The sequence below is a fragment of the Pseudomonas sp. CFSAN084952 genome (assembly GCF_009648855.1).
In the GTDB taxonomy this organism is placed as follows: domain Bacteria; phylum Pseudomonadota; class Gammaproteobacteria; order Pseudomonadales; family Pseudomonadaceae; genus Aquipseudomonas; species Aquipseudomonas paracarnis.
The window spans coordinates 859321-880816 of sequence record NZ_CP045767.1; the positions used below are offsets into that span (position 1 = coordinate 859321).

The 21496-nt window shown below is 60.9% G+C and carries 21 protein-coding genes; 13 read left to right on the plus strand and 8 right to left on the minus strand.

All coding sequences use genetic code 11. The features are described from left to right. The first annotated feature begins 114 nt into the window (after nucleotides 1–114). Nucleotides 115–1017, plus strand: a complete 903-nt coding sequence (locus tag GH769_RS04000) for a LysR family transcriptional regulator (protein WP_020301045.1) — start codon at nucleotides 115–117, stop codon at nucleotides 1015–1017. On the opposite strand, the gene GH769_RS04005 is transcribed toward GH769_RS04000, so the two are convergent. Continuing rightward, nucleotides 1009–1767 (minus strand): substrate-binding domain-containing protein, encoded by a 759-nt coding sequence (locus tag GH769_RS04005; RefSeq protein ID WP_032903168.1) that lies wholly within the window; start codon nucleotides 1765–1767, stop codon nucleotides 1009–1011. The genes GH769_RS04000 and GH769_RS04005 overlap by 9 nt on opposite strands. Further along, complete coding sequence (locus GH769_RS04010; RefSeq protein WP_014717456.1) at nucleotides 1764–3071, minus strand: MFS transporter; 1308 nt, start codon at nucleotides 3069–3071, stop codon at nucleotides 1764–1766. Before GH769_RS04010 ends, GH769_RS04005 begins: the two co-directional genes overlap by 4 nt. Nucleotides 3072–3268: 197 nt before the next feature. Between GH769_RS04010 and GH769_RS28785 the strand changes: the two genes are divergently transcribed. From GH769_RS28785 to GH769_RS04040, 7 genes are all read left to right on the plus strand, one after another. Beyond that, complete coding sequence (locus GH769_RS28785) at nucleotides 3269–3415, plus strand: hypothetical protein (RefSeq protein ID WP_014717457.1); 147 nt, start codon at nucleotides 3269–3271, stop codon at nucleotides 3413–3415. A 210-nt stretch (nucleotides 3416–3625) separates the two neighbouring features. After that, nucleotides 3626–4348, plus strand: a complete 723-nt coding sequence (locus tag GH769_RS04015) for a GntR family transcriptional regulator (RefSeq protein WP_032903167.1) — start codon at nucleotides 3626–3628, stop codon at nucleotides 4346–4348. Further along, nucleotides 4345–5133, plus strand: a complete 789-nt coding sequence (locus GH769_RS04020) for an SDR family oxidoreductase (RefSeq protein ID WP_014717459.1) — start codon at nucleotides 4345–4347, stop codon at nucleotides 5131–5133. Before GH769_RS04015 ends, GH769_RS04020 begins: the two co-directional genes overlap by 4 nt. Nucleotides 5134–5200: 67 nt before the next feature. Continuing rightward, nucleotides 5201–6133 carry a 3-keto-5-aminohexanoate cleavage protein gene (locus GH769_RS04025; protein WP_019818448.1) on the plus strand — a complete coding sequence of 311 codons (933 nt, stop codon included), beginning with the start codon at nucleotides 5201–5203 and terminating at the stop codon, nucleotides 6131–6133. 79 nt (nucleotides 6134–6212) lie between these two features. Then, entirely contained in the window at nucleotides 6213–7559 is a 1347-nt protein-coding gene (locus tag GH769_RS04030; RefSeq protein WP_032903166.1) for an MFS transporter, read from the plus strand. 260 nt (nucleotides 7560–7819) lie between these two features. Continuing rightward, on the plus strand, nucleotides 7820–8743 hold the full coding sequence (locus GH769_RS04035) for a LysR substrate-binding domain-containing protein (protein WP_014717462.1): 924 nt from the start codon (nucleotides 7820–7822) through the stop codon (nucleotides 8741–8743). A 57-nt stretch (nucleotides 8744–8800) separates the two neighbouring features. Further along, a complete protein-coding gene (locus GH769_RS04040) occupies nucleotides 8801–9163 on the plus strand; it encodes a 5-carboxymethyl-2-hydroxymuconate Delta-isomerase (RefSeq protein ID WP_014717463.1) in 363 nt (120 codons plus the stop codon). 20 nt (nucleotides 9164–9183) lie between these two features. Here GH769_RS04040 and GH769_RS04045 read toward each other — a convergent pair whose 3' ends face one another. From GH769_RS04045 to GH769_RS04055, 3 genes are all read right to left on the minus strand, one after another. Further along, nucleotides 9184–10119 carry a LysR family transcriptional regulator gene (locus GH769_RS04045; RefSeq protein WP_014717464.1) on the minus strand — a complete coding sequence of 312 codons (936 nt, stop codon included), beginning with the start codon at nucleotides 10117–10119 and terminating at the stop codon, nucleotides 9184–9186. A 137-nt stretch (nucleotides 10120–10256) separates the two neighbouring features. After that, nucleotides 10257–11444, minus strand: a complete 1188-nt coding sequence (locus tag GH769_RS04050; protein ID WP_032903165.1) for a cyanate transporter — start codon at nucleotides 11442–11444, stop codon at nucleotides 10257–10259. A 182-nt stretch (nucleotides 11445–11626) separates the two neighbouring features. After that, nucleotides 11627–13249 carry a 5-guanidino-2-oxopentanoate decarboxylase gene (locus tag GH769_RS04055; RefSeq protein WP_032903163.1) on the minus strand — a complete coding sequence of 541 codons (1623 nt, stop codon included), beginning with the start codon at nucleotides 13247–13249 and terminating at the stop codon, nucleotides 11627–11629. 111 nt (nucleotides 13250–13360) lie between these two features. Between GH769_RS04055 and GH769_RS04060 the strand changes: the two genes are divergently transcribed. After that, entirely contained in the window at nucleotides 13361–14233 is an 873-nt protein-coding gene (locus GH769_RS04060; protein ID WP_020301049.1) for a LysR substrate-binding domain-containing protein, read from the plus strand. Nucleotides 14234–14828: 595 nt separating this feature from the next. On the opposite strand, the gene GH769_RS04065 is transcribed toward GH769_RS04060, so the two are convergent. Both GH769_RS04065 and GH769_RS04070 read right to left on the minus strand, forming a co-directional pair. After that, a complete protein-coding gene (locus GH769_RS04065) occupies nucleotides 14829–15443 on the minus strand; it encodes an NAD(P)-dependent oxidoreductase (RefSeq protein ID WP_014717468.1) in 615 nt (204 codons plus the stop codon). 34 nt (nucleotides 15444–15477) lie between these two features. Further along, nucleotides 15478–16344, minus strand: a complete 867-nt coding sequence (locus tag GH769_RS04070; RefSeq protein ID WP_032903162.1) for an MBL fold metallo-hydrolase — start codon at nucleotides 16342–16344, stop codon at nucleotides 15478–15480. A gap of 105 nt (nucleotides 16345–16449) precedes the next feature. On the opposite strand from GH769_RS04070, the gene GH769_RS04075 reads away from it, so the two are divergent. Further along, on the plus strand, nucleotides 16450–17355 hold the full coding sequence (locus GH769_RS04075; protein ID WP_014717470.1) for a LysR family transcriptional regulator: 906 nt from the start codon (nucleotides 16450–16452) through the stop codon (nucleotides 17353–17355). Nucleotides 17356–17455: 100 nt separating this feature from the next. After that, nucleotides 17456–17635, plus strand: a complete 180-nt coding sequence (locus GH769_RS04080; RefSeq protein ID WP_003189580.1) for a hypothetical protein — start codon at nucleotides 17456–17458, stop codon at nucleotides 17633–17635. Here the strand turns inward: GH769_RS04080 and GH769_RS04085 are convergent. Then, the gene (locus GH769_RS04085) at nucleotides 17628–18503 is read right to left on the minus strand and encodes a helix-turn-helix domain-containing protein (protein WP_014717471.1); all 876 of its coding nucleotides are present in this window, start codon (nucleotides 18501–18503) and stop codon (nucleotides 17628–17630) included. The two genes, GH769_RS04080 and GH769_RS04085, sit on opposite strands and share 8 nt — an antisense overlap. Nucleotides 18504–18692: 189 nt before the next feature. Between GH769_RS04085 and pobA the strand changes: the two genes are divergently transcribed. Together pobA and GH769_RS04095 are read left to right on the plus strand one after the other, a co-directional pair. Beyond that, entirely contained in the window at nucleotides 18693–19877 is a 1185-nt protein-coding gene (pobA, locus tag GH769_RS04090) for a 4-hydroxybenzoate 3-monooxygenase (protein WP_172832688.1), read from the plus strand. Between the two features lie 66 nt (nucleotides 19878–19943). Further along, nucleotides 19944–21461: an MDR family MFS transporter gene (locus GH769_RS04095; RefSeq protein ID WP_032873421.1), complete on the plus strand. Its 1518-nt coding sequence runs from the start codon at nucleotides 19944–19946 to the stop codon at nucleotides 21459–21461. Nucleotides 21462–21496: the final 35 nt, after the last annotated feature.

The window sequence follows — 21496 nt, forward strand, 5'->3', positions numbered from 1 at the left end:
ATGACTTCATATGTGTAACAGGATGATCTCGGCAAACCGTCTCGGCATACATGGCGTCCCACCGGCTCCCATACGATAATGCTTGTCACCTCGACCACCTTTGGCCAGCCTCCCGTGATCATCAACTTCGACCTCAACGACCTCCAAGCCTTCCGCGCCGTGGTGGACAAGGGCAGTTTTCGTGGCGCTGCCGAGGCCATCCGTATCTCGCAACCGGCCCTCAGCCGGCGTATCGAAAAGCTCGAATCCGCGCTGGATGTAAAGCTGTTCGAACGCACCACGCGGCGGGTCAGCCTGACCATGGTCGGGCGTGCGTTTTTGCCCCAGGTGGAGCGAATGCTCGATGATCTGGACATCGCCTTGATGGGCATCAGCAACGTCGCGTCCACACGCATGGGCAACGTCACCATCGCCTGCGTGCCGTCTACCGCGTACTACTTCATGCCCCACGTGATCTCCGAATTCCATAAGCTGTACCCGAAGATTCGCCTGCGGGTGTTGGATGCCAGTGCCGGCGAGGTGTGCAATGCGGTGGCCAGCGGCGAGGCGGACTTTGGTGTGAGTTTCAGCGGCAGCCTGGCCGATGAGGTGGAATTCGAGTTGCTGTTGCAGGAGCGCTATGTGTTGGCGTGTCGGCGTGACCACCCGTTGGCTGAGCGTGACAGCGTGAGCTGGACCGAGGCCTATGAGCATGACTACATCGAGGTGGATAAGACGTCGGGCAACCGCTTCCTGCTCGACCAGGCCCTGCGAGGGGTGCGGGTGAAAAAGCCGAGTATCTGCGAGACGCACCACGTGACCACGATGATCGGGCTGGTGGAGGCAGGGTTGGGCGTAGCGATGGTGCCGTCGATTGCGATGCCGGCGCACACTCACCCGATTCTGGTCAGTGTGCCGCTGGTGGAGCCCCAGGTGCTGCGCAATGTGGGCTTGATCAAGCGCCGCGGGCGGACATTGCCACCGGCGGCGCTGGAGTTGGAGCGGTTGGTGCGGGAGATGCCGTTCCGGTCAGCGTGACACCGAGTCCAGGCCGGTGGATTGCACCTCTGGCTGGGCCTCGGGCGATGCCATGAACTGCAACAGCGCCTTGGCCTGCTCCGGGTGTTCGGCGTTTACCGGAATGCCCGCGGCAAAGCGCGTCACCGACTGCACGTCTTCCGGGATCTTGCCCACAAACGTTACACCCTTGACTGGCAACAGCTCCGCCACTTGTTGCAAGCCGACCTCGTAATCGCCCTTGGCCACCTGCTCGCCCACCGGCACGCGTTCGATCATGGTGCCCTTGGCCGGCATGCCGAGTTTCTTGAACAATTGCTTCTCGACATACACGCCGCTGGCGCTATCCGAATAGGCCACCGACTTGGCTTGGCTCAGCACAGCCTTGAGCTCGGCGTCGGTATTGATCGAAGGTTTGGCCGCACCTTCCTTCACCACCAGGCCGATCCGCGAGTCCGCCAATTCCACGCGGGAGGCGGGGTCGACTTTGCCTTGTTTGATCAATTCGTCCAGGGCATAGCCGACCATGATCACCACATCGGCGTGCTCGCCACGGGCCAGGCGGTTGGGAATCGCTTCCGGCGCCTTGCCCATGGACGGGCCAAGAATGGTCTCGAGGGTGTCACCACTTTGCTTGGCGTATTGCGGGCCGAGCAACTTATACGCGGCGGTGAAGCCGCCCGAGGTCATGACTTTGAGTTGCTCAGCCTGGGCGGCCAGCGCCAGGGTGCCGAGGACGACAGCGGTGAGGGTCTTGAACAGCGGCTTCATTGCGCGGCCTCCTGCAGGACTTGGCCACGGGTATTGGCGCGGCGATACAACGCCAGGGTCGAACACAATGCACACAGCGCGGCAAAGATCATCCAATACGCAGGTGAAGCCTTGTCTTCAGTGATGTGAATGAACCAGGTGGAGATCGCCGGGGTAAAGCCACCGAACACTGCTGTCGCCAGGCTGTAGGCCAGGGAAAAACCCGCCACACGCACTTCCACCGGCATGATTTCAGTCAACGCCGGGATCATCGCGCCGTTATACATGCCATACAGGAACGAGAACCACAGCAGGGTTTCCAGCATGTGCGCAAAGCTTGGTGCGTTGACCACGTAGGACAATGCCGGATAAGCCGTAAGGACAGTCAGCACTGTCATGGCAATCAGCACCGGTTTGCGGCCGAAGCGGTCGCTTAACGTGCCGCCGATTGGCAGCCAGAAGAAGTTCGAAATCGCGACCAGCAAGGTCACCAGCAGGGCGTCCGAGGTGCTCAGGTGCAACACGGTTTTGCCGAAGGTCGGTGCGTACACAGTGATCAGGTAGAACGCGGTGGTGGTCATGGCCACCATCAGCATGCCGCCGATGACCACGGTCCAGTTCTTCACCAGGGTCGCCATCACTTCACGCATGGTCGGGCGATGCTTGCGGTTGGCGAACTCTTCGGTTTCCTGCAGGTTGCGACGCAACACGAAGATAAACGGAATGATCACGCAACCGACGGCAAACGGAATACGCCAGCCCCAATCGGCCACCACCGCAGGTTCCATCCACACGTTCAGGCCATAACCCAGGGCCGCGGCGACGACGATGGAGATCTGTTGGCTGCCCGACTGCCAGCTGGTGTAGAAGCCTTTACGGCCCGGCGTAGCCATTTCGGACAGGTACACCGACACGCCACCCAGCTCCGCGCCGGCCGAGAAGCCTTGCAGGAGGCGCCCCAACAGCACCAGAAACGGTGCCCATAGGCCGATGGTCTGATAACTGGGCACCAGTACGATCAGCAGCGTACCGCTGGCCATGATCGACAAGGTCACGATCAAGCCTTTGCGACGGCCCACGTCGTCGATGTAGGCACCCAGAATGATCGCGCCCAATGGACGCATAAGGAAGCCAGCGCCGAACACGGCGAAGGTCATCATTAATGACGCAAACTCATTAGCGGCCGGGAAGAACGCGGCAGCGATATAGGTGGCATAGAAACCGAACAGAAAGAAGTCGAACTGTTCGAGGAAGTTGCCCGAAGTAACGCGCAATACAGCGCCTACTTTGGAGGGGGCAGCCGCAGGCCGGGAAGGGGTCGTCATGGTTTTGTGTCTCCAGCGTTCTTTTTAAAGTGCTTGTTTCGCTTAAGACTTGGGATAGTGGCTGACACATTTAGAAATGATAAGTGACTAATTTGGATGAATTGATGCGTATTTGCTATCAATCTGGGCCGGCTTCAAAACAGCCTGCTGTGTTCTATGCTTGAAGCTGTATCCAATTCTTATGGGCGCAGACCTTTATGGGGAACGAACAGAAGCAGCACCACGAGCCGGAGCGTGAAGAGCATCGGCAGAAGCCTGAAGAAGAAAAGCCGCAAACCTGGAAGCATCCGGACGACGGCACCGAGCTTTCCGAGCGTGACCAGGAGCGTCCGCTCAAACCCTGAGTAACAGGTCAAACGCGGTCAAATTGTGGGAGCGGGCTTGCCCGCGATGGCGGTGTGTCAGTCAACCAATGTGTGACTGACCCACTGCATCGCGGCCAGGCCCGCTCCCACATGTCTATGTGCTCACGCTCATTGGCGGGAGATCATTTGACATATTTGATTTGTGATCACATATTGAGGCCATAACAACCACAACACAGGTTTTGCCTCATGACCGATGGTCCGCTCCTCCTGCCCACCTTGCGTCAGGTGTCCCGCGATACCCTGCAAGACCAGGTCTACCGCCAGATCCGCGAAGCGCTGATGAGTGGCCGTTTCCAGCCTGGCCAGAAACTCACCATCCGTGGCCTCGCCGAAGCGCTCGGCTCCAGCCCCATGCCGGTACGTGAAGCGTTGCAACGCCTGAGCGCCGAAAACGCCTTTGAAGTCACCGAAACTTCCCGCCTGCGAGTGCGTTTGATGACCGCCGAACGCTTGCGTGAAATTCGCGACACGCGGGTAGCCCTTGAAGGCTTGCTGGCGGAAAAAGCCGTGCTGCTCCTGCAAAAACACGACCTCGACGAAATCACCGATCTGTGCAACCAGATGCAACAGGCCGCCGATGAGGTCGACGTATCCCGCTACCTGTGGACCAACTTCGCCTTTCACCGTCGCATTTATGCAGTGGCCCAGGCCGAATTGACCATGGCAGCGGTGGAGAATTTCTGGCTGCACATGGGGCCGTGTTTTGCCCTGGTCGCCCCCGATAAAGCCCACCTGCAACGTTCGATGGAAGCGCATACGCGCATCGTTGAAGCCCTGGCTGCCCGCGATGGCGCCGGCGCGCGGGCAGCGGTGACCGACGACATCATGCAGGCCGCCGATTCCCTGGCGCGCTTGCTCGTCAAAAACGACCGTGCGCGGTCGTCTGTATCAGGAGGTAAACGTGCATGAGTGTCCTACAACGGCTACAGCCTTATCCTGGGTTACGTGTGTTGATTTCCGGCGGGGCTGCCGGCATTGGTGAAGTGTTGGCCGCGGCCTATATGGAAGCCGGCGCCCAAGTGCATGTGTGTGATGTGAGCGAGCCGGCGCTGGCGGCGTTTCGGGATAAATACCCTGGCAGCGTCGCGACCCGCGCCGATGTCAGCGATGCCGCGCAGGTCGAGGCGGTATTCAAGGTGCAGCGCGAGCAGTTCGGCGGTTTGGACGTGTTGGTCAACAATGCCGGAATTGCGGGGCCTACGGGAGGTATCGACACCATCAGCGACGCCGAGTGGCAAGCCACCATCAACATCAATCTCACGGCCCAATACCGCTTTGCCCACCACGCAGTACCGCTGCTCAAGGAATCGTCCCACGGCCATTTGCTGCATATCGCCTCGGTGGCGGGGCGGCTAGGCTACGCGTGGCGTACGCCCTATGCGGCGACCAAATGGGCCATTGTCGGCCTGATGAAATCCTTGGCTTCGGAGTTGGGCGAGAGCGACATCCGCGTCAACGCCTTGCTGCCCGGCATTGTCGAAGGCCCGCGCATGGACGGTGTGATCCGCGCCCGCGCTGAGCAACTCGGCGTGCCCGAAGCTCAGATGCGCCAGGAATACCTCAACAAGATCTCCCTCAAGCGCATGGTCACCGCCGAAGACGTGGCTGCCATGGCCTTGTTCCTCTGTTCGCCCGCCGCACGCAACGTGACCGGCCAGGCGATCAGTGTCGACGGTAACGTCGAGTACCTGTAAGCCACGCAAGCACATATCGCGCTGCACCCAGGATTTTTTTCATAAGAATAAAAGTCGGAGAATCGTCATGCCCAAAAATCGCCCTGTCATCATTACCTGTGCTGTTACCGGCGCCATTCATACGCCGTCGATGTCACCGCATTTGCCCATCACCGCGCAGCAAATCGCCGACGCAGCCATCGGCGCCGCCCAAGCTGGCGCGGCCATTGTGCACTTGCATGCCCGTGACCCGATTGATGGGCGCCCTAGCCAGGACCCGGCGCTGTTCGCCGAATTTTTGCCGCAGATCAAGGCGGCCAGTGACGTGGTGATCAACATCACCACCGGCGGCGCGCCGACTATGGGCGTGGAGGAGCGCCTGCAACCGGTGATGCAGTTCAAGCCGGAATTGGCCTCGTTGAACATGGGGTCGATGAATTTCGGGCTGTACGAAATGCTCAACCGCTTTACCGAGTTCCAGCACGATTGGGAACGCCCGTATCTGGAAGAGAGCGACGACCGGATCTTTCGCAACACCTTCCGCGACATTGCCCACATCCTCAATGCCTGTGCCGATAACCGCACCCGCTTTGAAATCGAGTGCTACGACATCGGCCACCTCTACACCGCCGCGCATTTCCTGGAACGCGGCCTGCTCAAACCACCACTGTTTATCCAGTCGGTGTTTGGTCTGCGTGGCGGCATCGGTGGGCACCCGGAAGACCTGGCGCACATGCGGCGCACTGCTGACCGCCTGTTTGGCGATGACTACGTGTGGTCGATCCTCGGTGCCGGGCGTGGGCAGATCCCGCTGGCGACCATGGGCCTGTCCATGGGCAGCAACGCACGGGTGGGCCTGGAGGATTCGTTGTGGGACGGGCCGGGCAAGCTGGCGGCTTCGAATGCCGACCAGGTACGGCGCATTCGCACGGTGATCGAGGCTCTCGGCCACCGCGTCGCCACGCCCGATGAAGCGCGGGAAATCCTCGGGCTCAAGGGGCGTGACCAGGTCAATTTCTGATCCCGTTTATTTATCGACAAAAAGGCCGCGTCATGACGTGGCCGACATTCCCGCACAACAACAATAAGGGGATCACACCATGCGTATCGAAGTGCCCAAGCACGTCAAGACCGGTTCACCCCGTGAACCGCAGGCCCTCAACAGACTGATGTTTGCCAAGTTGATGCCACTGTTGATCATTGCCTACATTCTGAGCTTTCTGGATCGCACCAACATCGCCCTGGCCAAGCATCACCTGGACGTCGACCTGGGTATTTCTGCCGCCGCCTACGGGTTGGGCGCCGGACTGTTTTTCCTGACCTATGCACTGTCAGAAATCCCCAGCAACCTGATCATGCACAAGGTTGGAGCGCGGTTCTGGATCGCCCGCATCATGGTGACCTGGGGCCTGATCTCTGCGGCGATGGCGTTTGTGCAGGGCGAAACGTCGTTCTACGTATTGCGCCTGCTGCTGGGTATTGCCGAAGCCGGTTTATTTCCCGGTGTCATGCTGTACCTGACCTACTGGTTCAACCGCGAACAGCGGGCGCGCGCCACCGGGTATTTCCTGCTGGGCGTGTGCTTTGCCAACATCATCGATGGCCCTGTGGGCGCGGCTTTGATGCGTATGGACGGTATGCTCGGCTGGCACGGCTGGCAGTGGATGTTCCTACTCGAAGGCCTGCCCGCCGTGGCGTTTGCCTGGGTGGTGTGGCGCAAGTTGCCGGACCGTCCGAGCAAGGCGCCGTGGCTGTCGGCCGAAGAAGCACGCGGTATTGAACAGCGTATCGCCCAGGAAACCGAGGAAGGTGCGGGGGCGGGCGGCCATGCGTTGAAAAACTGGCTGACGCCGCAAATCCTGCTGGCGATCTTTGTGTATTTTTGCCATCAGATCACCCTCTACACCGTGATCTTTTTCTTGCCGAGCATCATCAGCAAATACGGCGAGTTGAGCACCATGAGTGTCGGCCTGCTGACCTCGTTGCCGTGGATCGCGGCGGCACTGGGTGCGGTATTGATCCCGCGTTTTGCGACCACGCCCGGGCGTTGCCGCCGGCTGCTGGTCACTGGGTTGCTGACCATGGCATTGGGGCTGGGCATTGCGTCGGTGACGGGGCCGGTGTTCAGCCTGTTGGGTTTTTGCCTGTCTGCAGTGATGTTTTTTGTGGTGCAGTCGATCGTGTTTCTCTACCCGGCCTCGCGCCTTAAAGGCGTGGCCTTGGCGGGAGGGCTGGGGTTTGTGAATGCGTGCGGGTTGTTGGGCGGCTTTGTCGGGCCGTCGGTGATGGGCGCCATTGAGATGAGCACGGGCAATGCCATGAACGGCTTGAAAGTCATTACCGTGGTGTTGGTGGTGGCTGCGTTGTCGGCTTTACGCCTGCGCCAGGGCCAGGAAGCGTCTCACACCAGCAACGAAGTGGGGAATCCGGAAGCCAGCACCAGGTAAACCAGCACCGCCGCCAGGCACAAGCCGACAAATGCGCGCAGCAGTGTCCTGGCTGTGGGGTGCACAATGAATTTGATGGCCCAGAGCAAAGCCCCGCTGAGCAGGACGCTTAAGGCGAAAATGACCAGCACAAGGGGGTACCTGCAACCTTCAAGACCTGATTTATAGTCCCAAACCCGTTTATTGAACAGTGCGCACATAGACGCAGCCCCGCAGCCTTCCTAAACTGCCGCTTGTCTTGGGCAAAGGGGCAGGCGCCGATGAATCGCAATGAATTACGCAAGGCCGACATCAACTTGATGGTGGTCTTCGAAGCACTGATGCTCGAGCGCAATGTGACGCGGGTGGCGGAGAAGCTGTTTCTCGGCCAACCGACCATCAGCTCGGCCCTCAACCGCCTGCGTACCCTGTTCAACGACCCACTGTTTATTCGTGTCGGCCATCGCATGGAGCCTACGGCGCGCGCCGAGGAGATCATCCAGCACCTGTCGCCAGCCCTGGACTCGCTGTCTTCGGCCCTGAGCCTGACCCATGATTTCGACCCGTCCATCAGCACCATGACTTTCCGCATCGGCCTGTCCGATGACGTGGAGTTCGGCCTGCTGCCACCCTTGCTGCGCGCCTTGCGCCAGGAGGCGCCGCAGGTGGTGTTTGTGGTGCAGCATGTGGATTACTGGCGCATTCCGGACCTGTTGGCTTCCGGCGATATTACCGTCGGCATCACCCAGACCCGCGGGCTGCCGGCCAATGCCAAGCGTAAGCTGTTGCGGCACATCCGCCCGTGCCTGCTGCGCGCCGATGCCTCGGACACACCGCTGACCCTCGACGAATATTGCGCACGGCCCCATGTGCTGGTGTCCCACACCGCCAACGTCGCCGGGTTTGCCGATGAGTGGCTGGCCGAGGTGGGCCGCAAACGCCATGTAGTGCTCTCGGTGCCGCAATACAGCTCGTTGCCGGCCTTGCTTGCCGGCACCGACATGATCGCCAGCCTGCCCGATTACACCGCCCAGGCCATGGCTGCCAGCGGGAACCTGTTCTGCGAGCCGTTCCCGTTCGAAACCCCGACTCTGGATTTGTCGATGGTGTGGCTCAGCCATGTCGACACCGACCCGGCGGAGCGCTGGATGCGCTCGCGGCTGGAGGCATTCATGAGTGATAGAGGGCTGGTGGCCAAGGCTTGAGGTGTTTTTCCGTGGTATATAGCTTGGCATCTTCCTACAAAAAACTCGGAGAAAAGCATGCCGCACCTGCACTTGGAACACACCGCCAACCTGACGCAACTGGACATCGACAAGGCCCTGTTGCGCCTTAACCATGCGTTGGTGGCCTCCGGTCAGTTCGGCGCCGAGTTCGACATCAAGAGCCGTGCGGTGGCGGTCGAGCGATTTCGGGTCGGCACTGGCCTGGGTGAGCGCGGTTTTGTCGCGGTGCGTCTGGCGTTATTGAGCGGGCGTTCACCGCAGATCAAGAAGCAGCTATCAGAAAGCCTGCTGGCGGTGCTTCAGGACCTGGGCCCGTGGCCCGAAGGTGTGCAGGTACAACTGAGTGTCGAGCTGCTGGATATTGATCGCGATTCCTACAGCAAAATCGCCATCGGCTGACTTCCACCATCGCCATCCAATTACAAAAGGCCCTGATCCGCACACACCTTCACCACTTGCTCCCGAAACCAGGTATTGGCGCTGTCCTGCCCACTGGTTTCGTTCCACTGCATATCCAGGGTGAACCCCGGCAAACCGTTAGGTGCTTCGCAAACACCGAATGCCGGCGCCGGTGCCAGTAACTTTTGCACGCGGCGGGGCAGGGTGACGATGAAGTCGGTGCCGGCAATCATCTTCAATGCCGCGCTGTAGCTGTTGGCCCGTGCAATCACCTGACGCTTGCGCGCCTGGCGCGCAAGCCAGCCGTCGATCATGTTGGTGTCGGAGGTCCAGGGTGTGGGGAATACGTGGCGCCGCTCAACGAAGGACTGCAGGCTGAACGCCTGTTCCCTCGGCGCTGAGCGTTGGTCGCACACGCAGACCAAGTCGTCCTCCAACAGCATCTGGGTCTTGAAGTCTTTGTGAGCGCGGTGAAAGTGCGGGCCGAAACAGATCACCAGGTCCAGGCGACCCTCACGCAGGTCGTCGGCGGGGATGTCGGTTTCCAGCTTCTGCACGTTGACGATCACCGGCAGGTCTGCATGGTCGAAACGCTTCAACAGGCGCGGCAGAATCAGCTGCTCGAAATATTCCGGCGCACACACATTGAAGGTCACGGCCTGTTGGGTCGGATCAAAAGCCTGGCCACCGGCATGGCACAGGTTGATGCTTTCCAGAATCTTCTGCACATGCTCGTACATGGTGGTGGCCTTGTACGTAGGACGCATGCCTGCGCGGGTGTTGATAAACAGCTCATCTTCAAAGCTGGTGCGCAGCTTCTTCAGGCTATAGCTCACGGTGGACTGGCTGACGAACAGCGTTTCAGACACCTCGGTAACGCTGCTCTGGTCGTAGACGGCGATAAACACCATCAAATCCTGCATATCGAGCTTTCTGAGCAAGTTACTGTTTAGCATCGGTTTCGTCCGTAAACCCTTTGTACCGAACTCAGTACAAGACTGAGCAAAATGTTAACGGAACGCTCGTACCAATAGAAAGCTCTGTAGGACCTTTCAATGTTTTGGGTGGGACAAAAAATGTTTTTAATACGACGTCAGCGGATATGGCGTGCGTAATGCGTCGGGTTGAAACGCATGACGATCAGCAGCATCAGCCCGCTCACAGCCATCAATGACCACCAGGCCCATTCGAAGCTGCCCAACTGGTCGCGGATCATGCCGGCGATCAGCGGCGACAGGCCGGCGATCAGATAACCGATGCCCTGCACAAACGCGGTAAGGCCACCGGCACGGCGCGGGTTGTCGAGGTGGTCCAGGGACAGGATCAGGCTCATCGGGAACAGGCCGCCAATCCCCAGGCCTAGCAGGCAGGGCCACAACAGGCTCCAATGTTGCGGGCTGAGGATTAGGCCGCAGAAACCCAGGATGATCAGCACCAGCAGCACCGCCACCACGCCGCGTTTATCCTGGCGGCGGTTGGCGATGGCCGGTGTGACCAGGCCGGAGATCACTTCCATGGCAGTCAAGAAACCCAGCAGCAAACCGGCATTTTGTTCACTCCAACCCTGCTCGACGTAGTACGGCGCCAGCCATGCCAGCACACAGGTGTAGGACGCGGTGCCGAGGCCAAAAAAGATCGCCAGCAACCAGGCGCGGCGATTGCTGAAAAAAGCCTCCTGGGGGCCCGAACCGGCGTGGGGTAAGGGCGGCAGGGCCGAACGCTGCGCATACCAGAACACCAGGGCCAACAACGCCAGCAGTGCCCAGATCGCCAGGCCGATACGCCAGCTGCCGGTCTGGGTTTGCACCAACGGCGAGAACGAAGCAGCCAGGGCCGCGCCGCCCATGATCGCGGTGACATACAGGCCCATGAATAACGAAACATTGGCGCTGAAACGCGACTTGATCAGCGCCGGCATCAACGCCTGGATCAGCGCAATGCCGACACCCGCCGCAATGGCACTCGCGATCAGCTCCAGTGCCGAATCCAGGAACAACCGCGACACAGTCGCCAGCCCAATCACCAGCAACGACACCACAATGCTGCGATGCTCGCCCACGCGCTTGGCCAGGCCCATGCCAAAGAACATCGCCAGGCCCATGGCCATGACTGGCAACATGGTCAGTAAGGCGGCGCTGCTGAAACTTAGCGGCACATCCGCACGAATCGACGCCAATAACGGCCCCACGGCCGCCATCGACGGACGCAAATTGAGGGCGACGAGCACCACGCTGATCATCAGCCATAGTGCGCAGGTGGATTTTGCCTGAACGTTTTCCATGGGCCTGCCTTGAATGCACAAGGGCGAATCAGGCCATGGAGTGTGTAGCGGGGCAAATCAGAAAGTCGCAGGGGCTATTGAAAAAATGCGGATGCGAAGTGGTGAGGTAAAAGCGCATTGGGCGTCGGCTGTCAGGCCGTCACGGGAGCAAGCTCCCTCGCCACAGGCCCAACTTAGCGGGATTACAGACTCGGCAACTCCCACCGCGCCTGGTCGATTTCAAGCAATGTGGGCCCCTGGCGATCAGCGGCGGCACGTAAAGCCGTGCGCAACCCTTCAATGCCATGGACGCTTTGTGCCGCGCAGCCCAGAGCCTTGGCCACACCGATAAAGTCCGGCGTGTAGATGTCCACACCCACCGGCTCGATGTCACGGTTGACCATGTACTTCTTGATCTCTTCATAACCCTGGTTATTCCACAACAGCACGATCACCGGTGTACGGGCCTCCACCGCGCTGGCCAGTTCCGGCAGGGTGAATTGCAAACCGCCGTCGCCGATCAGGCACACCACCGGTTGGCCATCGCCGCGCCCGAGCCAGGCCCCCATGGCGGCGGGCAGGGCATAACCCAGGGTGCCGTAACCGGTAGAGGCGTTGAACCAGCAGCGTGGGTGGTCGAGGTTCAGGGTCAGGTTGCCGCTGTACACCGGTTGAGTGGAGTCGCCCACGAACACTACGCCCGGCAGTTCCTCCAGAACGGCGTTGAGAAACCGGGTTTGCACGCGCGTCGCAGCGTCCCACGTAGGTTCCAGCTCGGCCCATAAACGGGCGACGCGTGCTGTGCCCCAGTCGGTAGTGCGCGGCGTCAGCGGCTGGCGGTTGATTTCGGTGAGCAGGGCCTGGGCGGCGATGCGTGCGTCGGCCACTAGTGCCACTTGGGGCGGGTAGTTGCGTACGGTCTGGTCCGGGTCAATATCGATGCGCAACAGCGCACCGGGAATGTTGAAACCACCGGCGAAGGTGACGTCGTAGTCGGTCTCTGCCAACTCGGTGCCGATCGCCAATACCACGTCAGCCTCAGCCACCAGGGCACGGGTGGCGGGCAGTGTTTGCGTGGAGCCGATCAGCAGCGGGTGCGCGGCCGGCAACATACCCTTGGCGTTGATGGTCAGGGCCACGGGCGCGCCGAGGGCTTCTGCGAGGCGGGTCAGTTCGGCGGCTGCGTCAATGGCGCCGCCACCGGCCAGGATCAGCGGGCGCTTGGCCGCAGCCAGCCTCTGGCTCATCTGCTGCACGGCCGCCGGTGCCGCGCCAGCGCGGGTGACGCTGACAGGCGTGCTACCCAGCAACGCGTCGGCATTTTCCACCAACACATCCAGGGGGATCTCGATATGCACCGGGCGCGGCCGACCGGCCTGGAACAACGCAAACGCCCGCGCCAGCACGGCGGGCAGTTCAGCCGCCGACATCAAGGTGTGGGAGAACGCCGCCACCCCGGCCACCAGCGCGCTCTGGTTCGGCAGCTCATGCAACTTGCCGCGCCCGCCGCCCAGTTGGCTGCGTGACTGTACGCTGGATATCACCAGCATCGGGATCGAGTCGGCATAGGCCTGGCCCATGGCCGTGGTGATATTGGTCATGCCGGGGCCAGTGATGATAAAGCACACGCCGGGCTTGCCACGGGTGCGCGCATAACCGTCGGCCATGAAGCCGGCGCCCTGTTCGTGGCGCGGGGTGACATGTCGGATGCTGGAGCGCGCCAAGCCCCGGTACAGCTCCACGGTGTGTACGCCGGGAATGCCGAATACGTGGTCCACGCCGTAGCGTTCCAGGAGGTGCACCAATACTTCGCCGCAGGTCGCCATACAGGTCGCTCTTGTGATGGGGTCGAAGCGCTATTGGAGCGGTTGGCCGGTGGCGGCAACAATCGATAAAAAGTCATACTCGCCATGTCCTCCCGTCATGGCTGCGCCCCGATGAAACGCCTCCCACCGTTACCTGCTTTGCACACCTTCTGGGTCACAGCCCAGTGCTGCAACTTCACCCGTGCCGCCGAACACCTGCACATTACCCAGGGCGCGGTGAGTCGACAGGTGGCCGGGTTGGAAAGCCAGTTGGGCTATGCCTTGTTTCAGCGCCAGGCGCGTGGCTTGAGCCTGACGGAGGAGGGGCGCGAATGGCTGGCATGCGCGCAACAGGTGTTTGGCTTGCTCGCTGACGCGGTGGAGCACATCGGTGACCGGCGCCGCACCTTGCAGCTCAAAGCGTCCACCTGCGTGATGCGCTGGTTGTTGCCGCGCTTGCTGCAATGGCAAAAAGAACGCCCGGATGTGCCGGTGGAGCTCACCACGACGGTGGCCTATAACGTCGACTTTCGTCGTGAGCCGTTTGACGCGGCGGTGATCTACGGGCCCATCGCCGAGCAGTCGGCCGAGGCGCGGCATCTGTTCGACGAGCGTCTCACGCCGGTCTGCGTGCCTGGGTTGCTGGGCAGTTTGCGTACGCCGCAGGATTTGCAGCATCAGGTACTGTTGCACCCGACCCGAGACGAGCGCGATTGGACGTTGTGGCTCAAGGCTGCCAATGCCTGCTTGAGCGACCCCATCCAACGGCACCACTTCGAAACCTTGGACTTGGCAATGACCGTAGCGTCCCAGGGCTCCGGGGTGGCGATGGGCGACAGTGCGTTGATTGGCGAGGATCTGAGGGCGGGGCGGTTGGCGATGCCGTTTGAACTGCGGGTGTCGACGGGGATGGGGTATTTCCTGGTGTATCCGCCGGGGAAGGAACCGTCGGTTGGGTTGGTCGCGCTGATGGATTGGTTGGTGAGTGAGGCCAGTGTGGGATGACAGCCTACGCCTATCTACCTGACTCGCCGCGATCCAACTGTGGCTGGCTTGCCTGCGATGACGGCCTGAAAGCCGACACCTATCTACCTGACACCCCGACGATCCAGATGTGGGAGCTGGCTTGCCTGCGATGAGGGCCTGAAAGCCAACGCCTATCTACCAGACACCCCACGATCCAACTGTGGGAGCGGGCTTGCTCGCGAAGGCGGACTGACAGTCAACACAGTTGGATTGTGTACATATCCATTGCTGCGGTAACGGCCGCTTAGGGTTCCGCTCTGACAGCGGGTCACTTTGGAAAAGAGCCGGAATGCCGGCCCAGCCCAAAGTAACCAAAGGGCTCTTGCCCCACCACTCGGCACCTCGCCTAGGCTCGGTGTGCCCGTAATCCGCCAGTGATTTGGGGGGCCGCCGCCACGCGCCATTCATGGCGCGGGGCGGTTAAACCGGCATCCCTGCCGGTTTACCCCCCAAATCACTGTCGAATTCCGGCCAGCGTGGTTTAACGGGGCGCCTAAGATCAAGATCAAAAGCAGATCAAAAGCAGATCAAGAGCGGCTCGCTTCGCATCGTGGTTAGCGTTGACGGCGTTGGGTCAGTAACCGACCGTAAAGCGCTGGCGCGAGTGCTTCGGTGTTTCCACTTCATCCAGCATGGCGATGGCGAAGTCGGCAAAACTGATCGAGCTGTTGCCGTCACTGTCCACCAGCAGATCATCCGTGCCCAGGCGGAATTTGCCGGTGCGCTCGGTGCCGTCGAACAGGGCCGATGGCGACAGGAAGGTCCAGTCCAGTTCCTTTTCCTGGCGCAGCGTTTCCAGGAATTGCGCCCCGGCACTGGCTTCAGCTTTATATTCAGCCGGGAACCCTTCGCTGTCGATCACGCGCCCGCCACCGGGCAACAACAGCGAACCTGCGCCGCCGACCACCAACAAACGTTTCACACCAGCCTTTTTCACCGGGCCGATCACGGCGCTGGCGGGAAGCGTGGCGAAGTGCGCCGCGCTGATCACCACGTCGCTGCCGCTGATGGCGTGTTGCAAGGCTTCGGCATCCAGGGCATCAACCTGTTTGACCGTAACGCCAGGACGCACAGCCAGCTTGTCGGTATTGCGGGCGATGGCGATGACGGTATGCCCGCGGCGCAGCGCTTCTTCCAGCAGTTGGCTACCGGCGCGGCCAGTGGCACCAATGATTGCGATCTTGCTCATGATGTTCTCCAACAGGGTTAAGGTTTAAAGCCAGTTACCACTTCATTTCGCCCTTGGCGACTTTGGCGCTCAGTTCCAGCGAGCTTTCGTCGGCGAGGGTGGGGTAGCGTTTTTTCATGGCCGCAATCAGGGCGGCGGAGTCCTTGGCCTTGGCGGTTTCGAGGTCGAAGGCCTTGATGTAATCGGCGGTGAAGGTGACCGAGGCCAGCGATGGCGTGCCCAGGTAATGGCCCGGCACCACGGTGTTCGGCTTCAGGTCTTCAATGCGCGTGAGGGTAGCCAGCCAGTCTTTATGGGATTGCGCGCTCTGGGTATCGGCCATCCAGACGTGGATGTTTTCAGCGACCACCACACCACCGACCACGGCCTTGATCGACGGGATCCACACAAAGCTGCGATCTGGCTGCGGGCCGTCAAGGCCAACCACTTCAAGCTGTTGCCCTTCCAGGGTCAGGCTGTGGCCTTTAAGCACTTGCGGCACAAGGGTCTTGGCCGGCTTGTCGGCGCCCATTTTCGGGCCCCAGAAGGCCAGCTTGTCGGCGACGGTGGCGTTGATATGGTCCACCACTGGCTGTGGCGCCAGCACTTTGGCGTCGGGGAAGGCGGCGGTCAGGGTGTCGAGGCCGAAGTAGTAGTCCGGGTCGCCATGGCTGATGTAGATGGTGGTCAGGTGCTTGCCGCTGGCGCGGATCTTCTGCACCAGTTGCTCGGCTTGGCCTTTGCCGAATTGCGCATCCACCAGGATCGCGTCTTTCTTGCCGCTCACCAGCACCGAGCTGACCGGGAAGATCGCGGCTTCGCCTGGGTTGTACACGTCGAGTTTCAGCTCTGCCGCTGCTGCGTGGGCAGCGAAGGCCAGGGCGGCGGTGGCCAGGGTCAAGCGTTTGAAGGTCGAGAACATCGGGCAGCTCCTGCCATCGGTAAGGGATGCACAGAGCTTAGTTGCATAAAACACGACAAAAAATGCGATGCTGGGACATAGTTTGTTTCTAAAATCGGGCAAATCATGGATCGTCTTCAAGCAATGCGCGTGTTTGTCACCGTGGTGGACCTGGGCAGCCAATCCGCCGCTGCCGACCACCTTGACCTGTCGCGCCCGGTGGTCTCGCGCTACCTGGCCGAGCTGGAAGACTGGGTGGGCGCACGCCTGCTGCACCGCACCACGCGCAAGCTCAGCCTCACCGCCGCCGGCGGAGAAACGCTGCCGCGTTGCCGGCAATTGTTGGAACTGTGCGGTGATATGCAGGCCGCCGTCAGCGAGCCCGATGATGCGCCCCGAGGCCTGTTGCGCCTGAGCGTCAGCACTTCGTTCGGCCAGGCGCAGCTGGGCGCGGCGATTGCCGAATACGTCAAGCTTTACCCCCTGGTGACGGTGGATTTGCAGATGCTTGATCGCACGGTGAACCTGGTGGACGAGCGCATCGACCTGGCGATCCGCACCAGCAACGATCTGGACCCCAACCTGATCGCCCGGCGCCTGACCGTATGTCGCTCGGTGGTATGCGCCACACCGGCTTATCTGCGCGAGCATCCGGCGCCGCAGAAAGTCGAAGACCTGGCCCGGCACAACTGCCTGACCCACTCTTACTTCGGCAAGAGCCTGTGGCATTTCGAAGAAAACGGAGAGCACGTGTCGGTGCCGGTCCACGGCAATATCACGGCCAACGAAGCCAGCACGTTAATGCGCGTGACGCTGGCCGGGGCAGGGGTGGCGATGTTGCCCAGTTATCAGGCCGGTGAGCTGATTCGCAGTGGGGAGTTGGTGCGCTTGCTGCCGCACGCCGAGCCGCGACAGATGAATATCTATGCGGTGTACGCCTCACGCAAACACATGCCTTCGGCGCTGCGTAGCCTCCTGGATTTCCTGGTGCTGCGGTTTCCCGAAGAACCGGTTTGGGACATAGGGCTCTGAGGTGAAATAAGCGCGCTGAATGGCAGCGCATCATGGCAAGTTGCCCTGACTGACCTATGCTTTAAACAGCACCCTGTAGATCCGTTCAGAGGTCTGTGCCATGAGCATCAAAACCAGAAAGTACCTGACGATTTTCACCCTCTGCGCATTGGCGACAGCGCTGTATGGGACTGCCGCCTACCGCGTCGAGCAAACACGCATGCAGCCGGCGGCATTCGCCATCAGCTGCCATCAGGACCAATGCGTTCCCCGCACCGGCAGTTTCAGTGCGCTCAGGTAGGCTGCTCTGCCTTCAGTTGTTCACGAAACGCCTTGGGTGAAAAACCGACCCTGCGGCGAAACAGCCGTGAGAAATTGGTCGGGTCGGAAAAGCCCAGCACCTCGGACATCTCGTTGATGGTCATGCTGGTGTAGGTCAGCAGGCGCTTGGCTTCCAGCAACTGGCGGTCATGCATGATCTGCAACGCCGGTTGCCCACCCAACTCCCGACACGTCCCGTTCAAGTGTGAGACCGAGATACCCAGCTTGTGGGCCAGGTCTTCAATCTTGGGGTGTTCGCGGTAATGCTGTTCGACCAGTTGCGTAAACCGCCGAAAGTACTCACGACCCCGTGGCGCCCGTGGGTGGCGGCGCTGGATCGCCTGGCGGCTGACCCACACCAATAACACGCTGACCAGGGCGTGCAGCATCATGTCCCGTGCCGGTTGGTCATCGGCGTATTCGTCCTGCAAACGTACGAACAGGCTGTTCAAGTAATCGCTGTCCTTGCCCGCCGGGTAGCTGCCGAGTGTGTGCAGGCCATCGACGGTAGAGCCCAGTTGCGCCTGCAAGTGGCTGACCAGCGGTGCCGACAGCGTTACCACAAACCCTTCCACATCCTCGGAAAAACGAAAGCCGTGCACGCAAAGCGGTGGCAGCACTTGTAGGCTCGACTCATTGAGCGTGGTGCGCTGGCCTTCGATTTCCAGTTGTGCCTGGCCTTTGTGCACATACAGCAACTGGCACAGGTCCGCGTGCCGGTGGGGCTGGATTTCCCACTGGTATTCCCGACTGCGCCGGGAAATGGTTTCGCAGTGCAACAAATCGGGAGTCGGCCACTGCTGGCTTTCCCCGTAAAGCTTGAAGACCGGAATCGCGGTTTTGGTCATGGTTTCAATCCGATACTCAGGATAGTGGTTCGGTAATCGCCCCGATTGGCGAAAAGCACAGGTTTTGACGCAGTTTTCACCTTCTTATGAGCCTCACTCAAGTGAAAAATGTCAGCCACAAGAGCAATGACAACTCTTTCACTCCATACGTTCGCGTGAAGCTTGAAGGTCATAAAAATAATGAAAACCCTGAAAACCCAAGTCGCCATTATCGGTGCCGGTCCTTCCGGATTGCTGCTCGGCCAACTGCTGCACAATGCTGGCATCCAGACCCTCGTTCTAGAGCGTCAGAGCGCCGATTACGTACAAGGCCGTATCCGCGCCGGTGTGTTGGAACAGGGCATGGTCGACCTGCTGCGCGAAGCCGGCGTCAGCCAACGCATGGACGCCGAAGGTTTGGTGCACGACGGGTTTGATATTGCCCTCAATGGCCAACTCACTTCCATCGACCTCAAGGCCTTGACCGGCGGCCAGTCGGTGATGATCTACGGCCAGACCGAGGTCACCCGCGACCTGATGGCCGCCCGCGCAGCCGCCGGTGCCATCACCCTGTACGAAGCCTCCGATGTTCAACCCCATGACCTGAAAAGTGAACAGCCCTGGCTGACCTTTGAGCACGAAGGCCAAGCCTACCGCCTGGAGTGCGACTACATTGCCGGCTGCGACGGTTTCCATGGTGTGGCCCGCCAGTCGATACCGGCGCAAGCGCTGAAGGTGTTCGAACGCGTCTACCCCTTCGGCTGGCTGGGCGTGCTGGCCGACACGCCGCCGGTACATGCCGAACTGGTGTACGCCAAACATGCGCGGGGTTTTGCGCTGTGCAGCATGCGGTCGCCGACCCGCAGCCGTTACTACCTGCAAGTGCCGGTCGAAGAGAAGCTGGAAGACTGGGCGGATGAACGTTTCTGGGATGAACTCAAGAGCCGCCTGCCCGGCTCATTGGCCGAACAATTGGTGACCGGCCCGTCGATCGAGAAAAGCATCGCGCCGCTGCGCAGCTTTGTGGTGGAACCCATGCAGTACGGGCGCCTGTTCCTGCTCGGCGATGCCGCGCACATTGTGCCGCCCACCGGTGCCAAGGGCTTGAACCTGGCGGCCAGTGATGTGAGCACCTTGTTTCGCATCTTGCTCAAGGTGTACCACGAAGGGCGCCTGGACTTGCTGGAAAAATACTCGGCAATCTGTCTGCGCCGAGTGTGGAAAGCCGAGCGGTTTTCCTGGTGGATGACCTCGATGCTGCATCAGTTTCCCCAGGCGGACGCCTTCAGCCAGCGCATTGCCGAGAGCGAGCTGGACTATTTCATCCACTCCCAGGCCGGGCGCAAAACCATCGCAGAAAATTACGTCGGCCTTCCTTACGAGCCTATCGAATAGCCTGCTATCGTATCGAGCATTCCCACCGGTGACCGTTGCCTGTGGGCCCTGCTCGAAGGTTCTGCCGTGACTCACCTCAATCAGCCCGCTCCAACCGTTCCCGCCGTGCGCAGTATCCTGGTCGCGCTGATGATGGCGATCTTCCTGGGTGCCCTGGACCAGACCATTGTCGCCGTGTCCATGCCGGCCATTTCCGCACAGTTCCATGACGTCAACCTGCTGGCCTGGGTGATCTCCGGCTACATGGTGGCGATGACCGTGGCGGTGCCGATCTACGGCAAGCTCGGTGACCTGTATGGGCGCCGGCCCATGATGCTCATTGGCATGGGCCTGTTCACCCTGGCGTCGTTGTTTTGCGGCCTGGCGCAAAGCATGGAGCAACTGGTGCTGGCTCGGGTTCTGCAGGGTATCGGCGCTGGCGGGATGGTCTCGGTGAGCCAGGCGATCATTGGCGACATTATTCCTCCCCGCGAACGGGGACGTTATCAGGGGTATTTCAGCAGCATGTACGCGGTGGCCAGCGTGGCCGGGCCGGTGCTGGGCGGTTATATGACCGAGTACCTGTCGTGGCGCTGGGTGTTTTTGATCAACCTGCCACTGGGCGTCGGCGCCTGGTACGTGGCCCATCGCACCCTGGTGGGGCTGCCGGTGCCGCAGCGCAAGCCGATCATCGATTACCTCGGCACGGTGCTGATGATCGTCGGCCTCACCGCCTTGTTGCTGGGCATCACCGAAATCGGCCAGGGCCATTCGTGGCGTGACGATCAAGTGCTGGGGTTGCTGGCATGCGCACTGCTGGCGTTAAGCGTGTTTGTGTGGCACGAACGCCGCGCACGGGAACCGCTGTTGCCGATGCACTTGTTTGCCAACCGCAGTGCGGTGTTGTGCTGGTGCACGATTTTCATCACCAGCTTCCAGGCGATTTCCCTGACGGTGCTGATGCCCCTGCGCTACCAGACCGTAACCGGCGCCGGTGCCGACAGCGCGGCCCTGCACTTGCTGCCCTTGGCGATGGGCTTGCCGATGGGCGCGTATTTTGCCGGGCGCATGACCTCGGTGACGGGCCGCTATAAACCGATGATCCTCAGCGGCGCAGTGTTGAGCCCGCTGGCGATTCTCGGCATGGCCTACAGCGCGCCCCAGGCGGTGGCGCTCACCAGCGTCTTCATGTTGTTGTGCGGTATCGCCGCGGGCATGCAGTTCCCGACCTCGTTGGTGGGGACGCAGAACTCGGTGGAGCAGCGGGATATCGGTGTGGCCACCAGCACCACCAACCTGTTTCGCTCCCTGGGCGGGGCAGTGGGGGTGGCCTGCATGTCGGCGTTGCTGCTGGCGCTGTTACACGATTCCAGTTTCGCCCATCTGGCAAGCGGCGCACTGGTGGCCGAAGGCAGTTCCGGCAACGTGCTGCTCGACGGCCTCAACGCCGCACCCGGCCCGGCGCAAGATGCGTTGCGCGGCGAGCTGGCGGTGACGTTCCGGCATTTGCTGATGGTGAGTGCGGCGGTGTCGCTGCTGGGGTTGGCCGCTGCGATAGCGATGCCGAATCGGGTACTGCGCGGCCGTGAAGACAAAGTTAGATAAGCGGACGCGGAGCGTCCCAGGCGGCGTTCCCACGC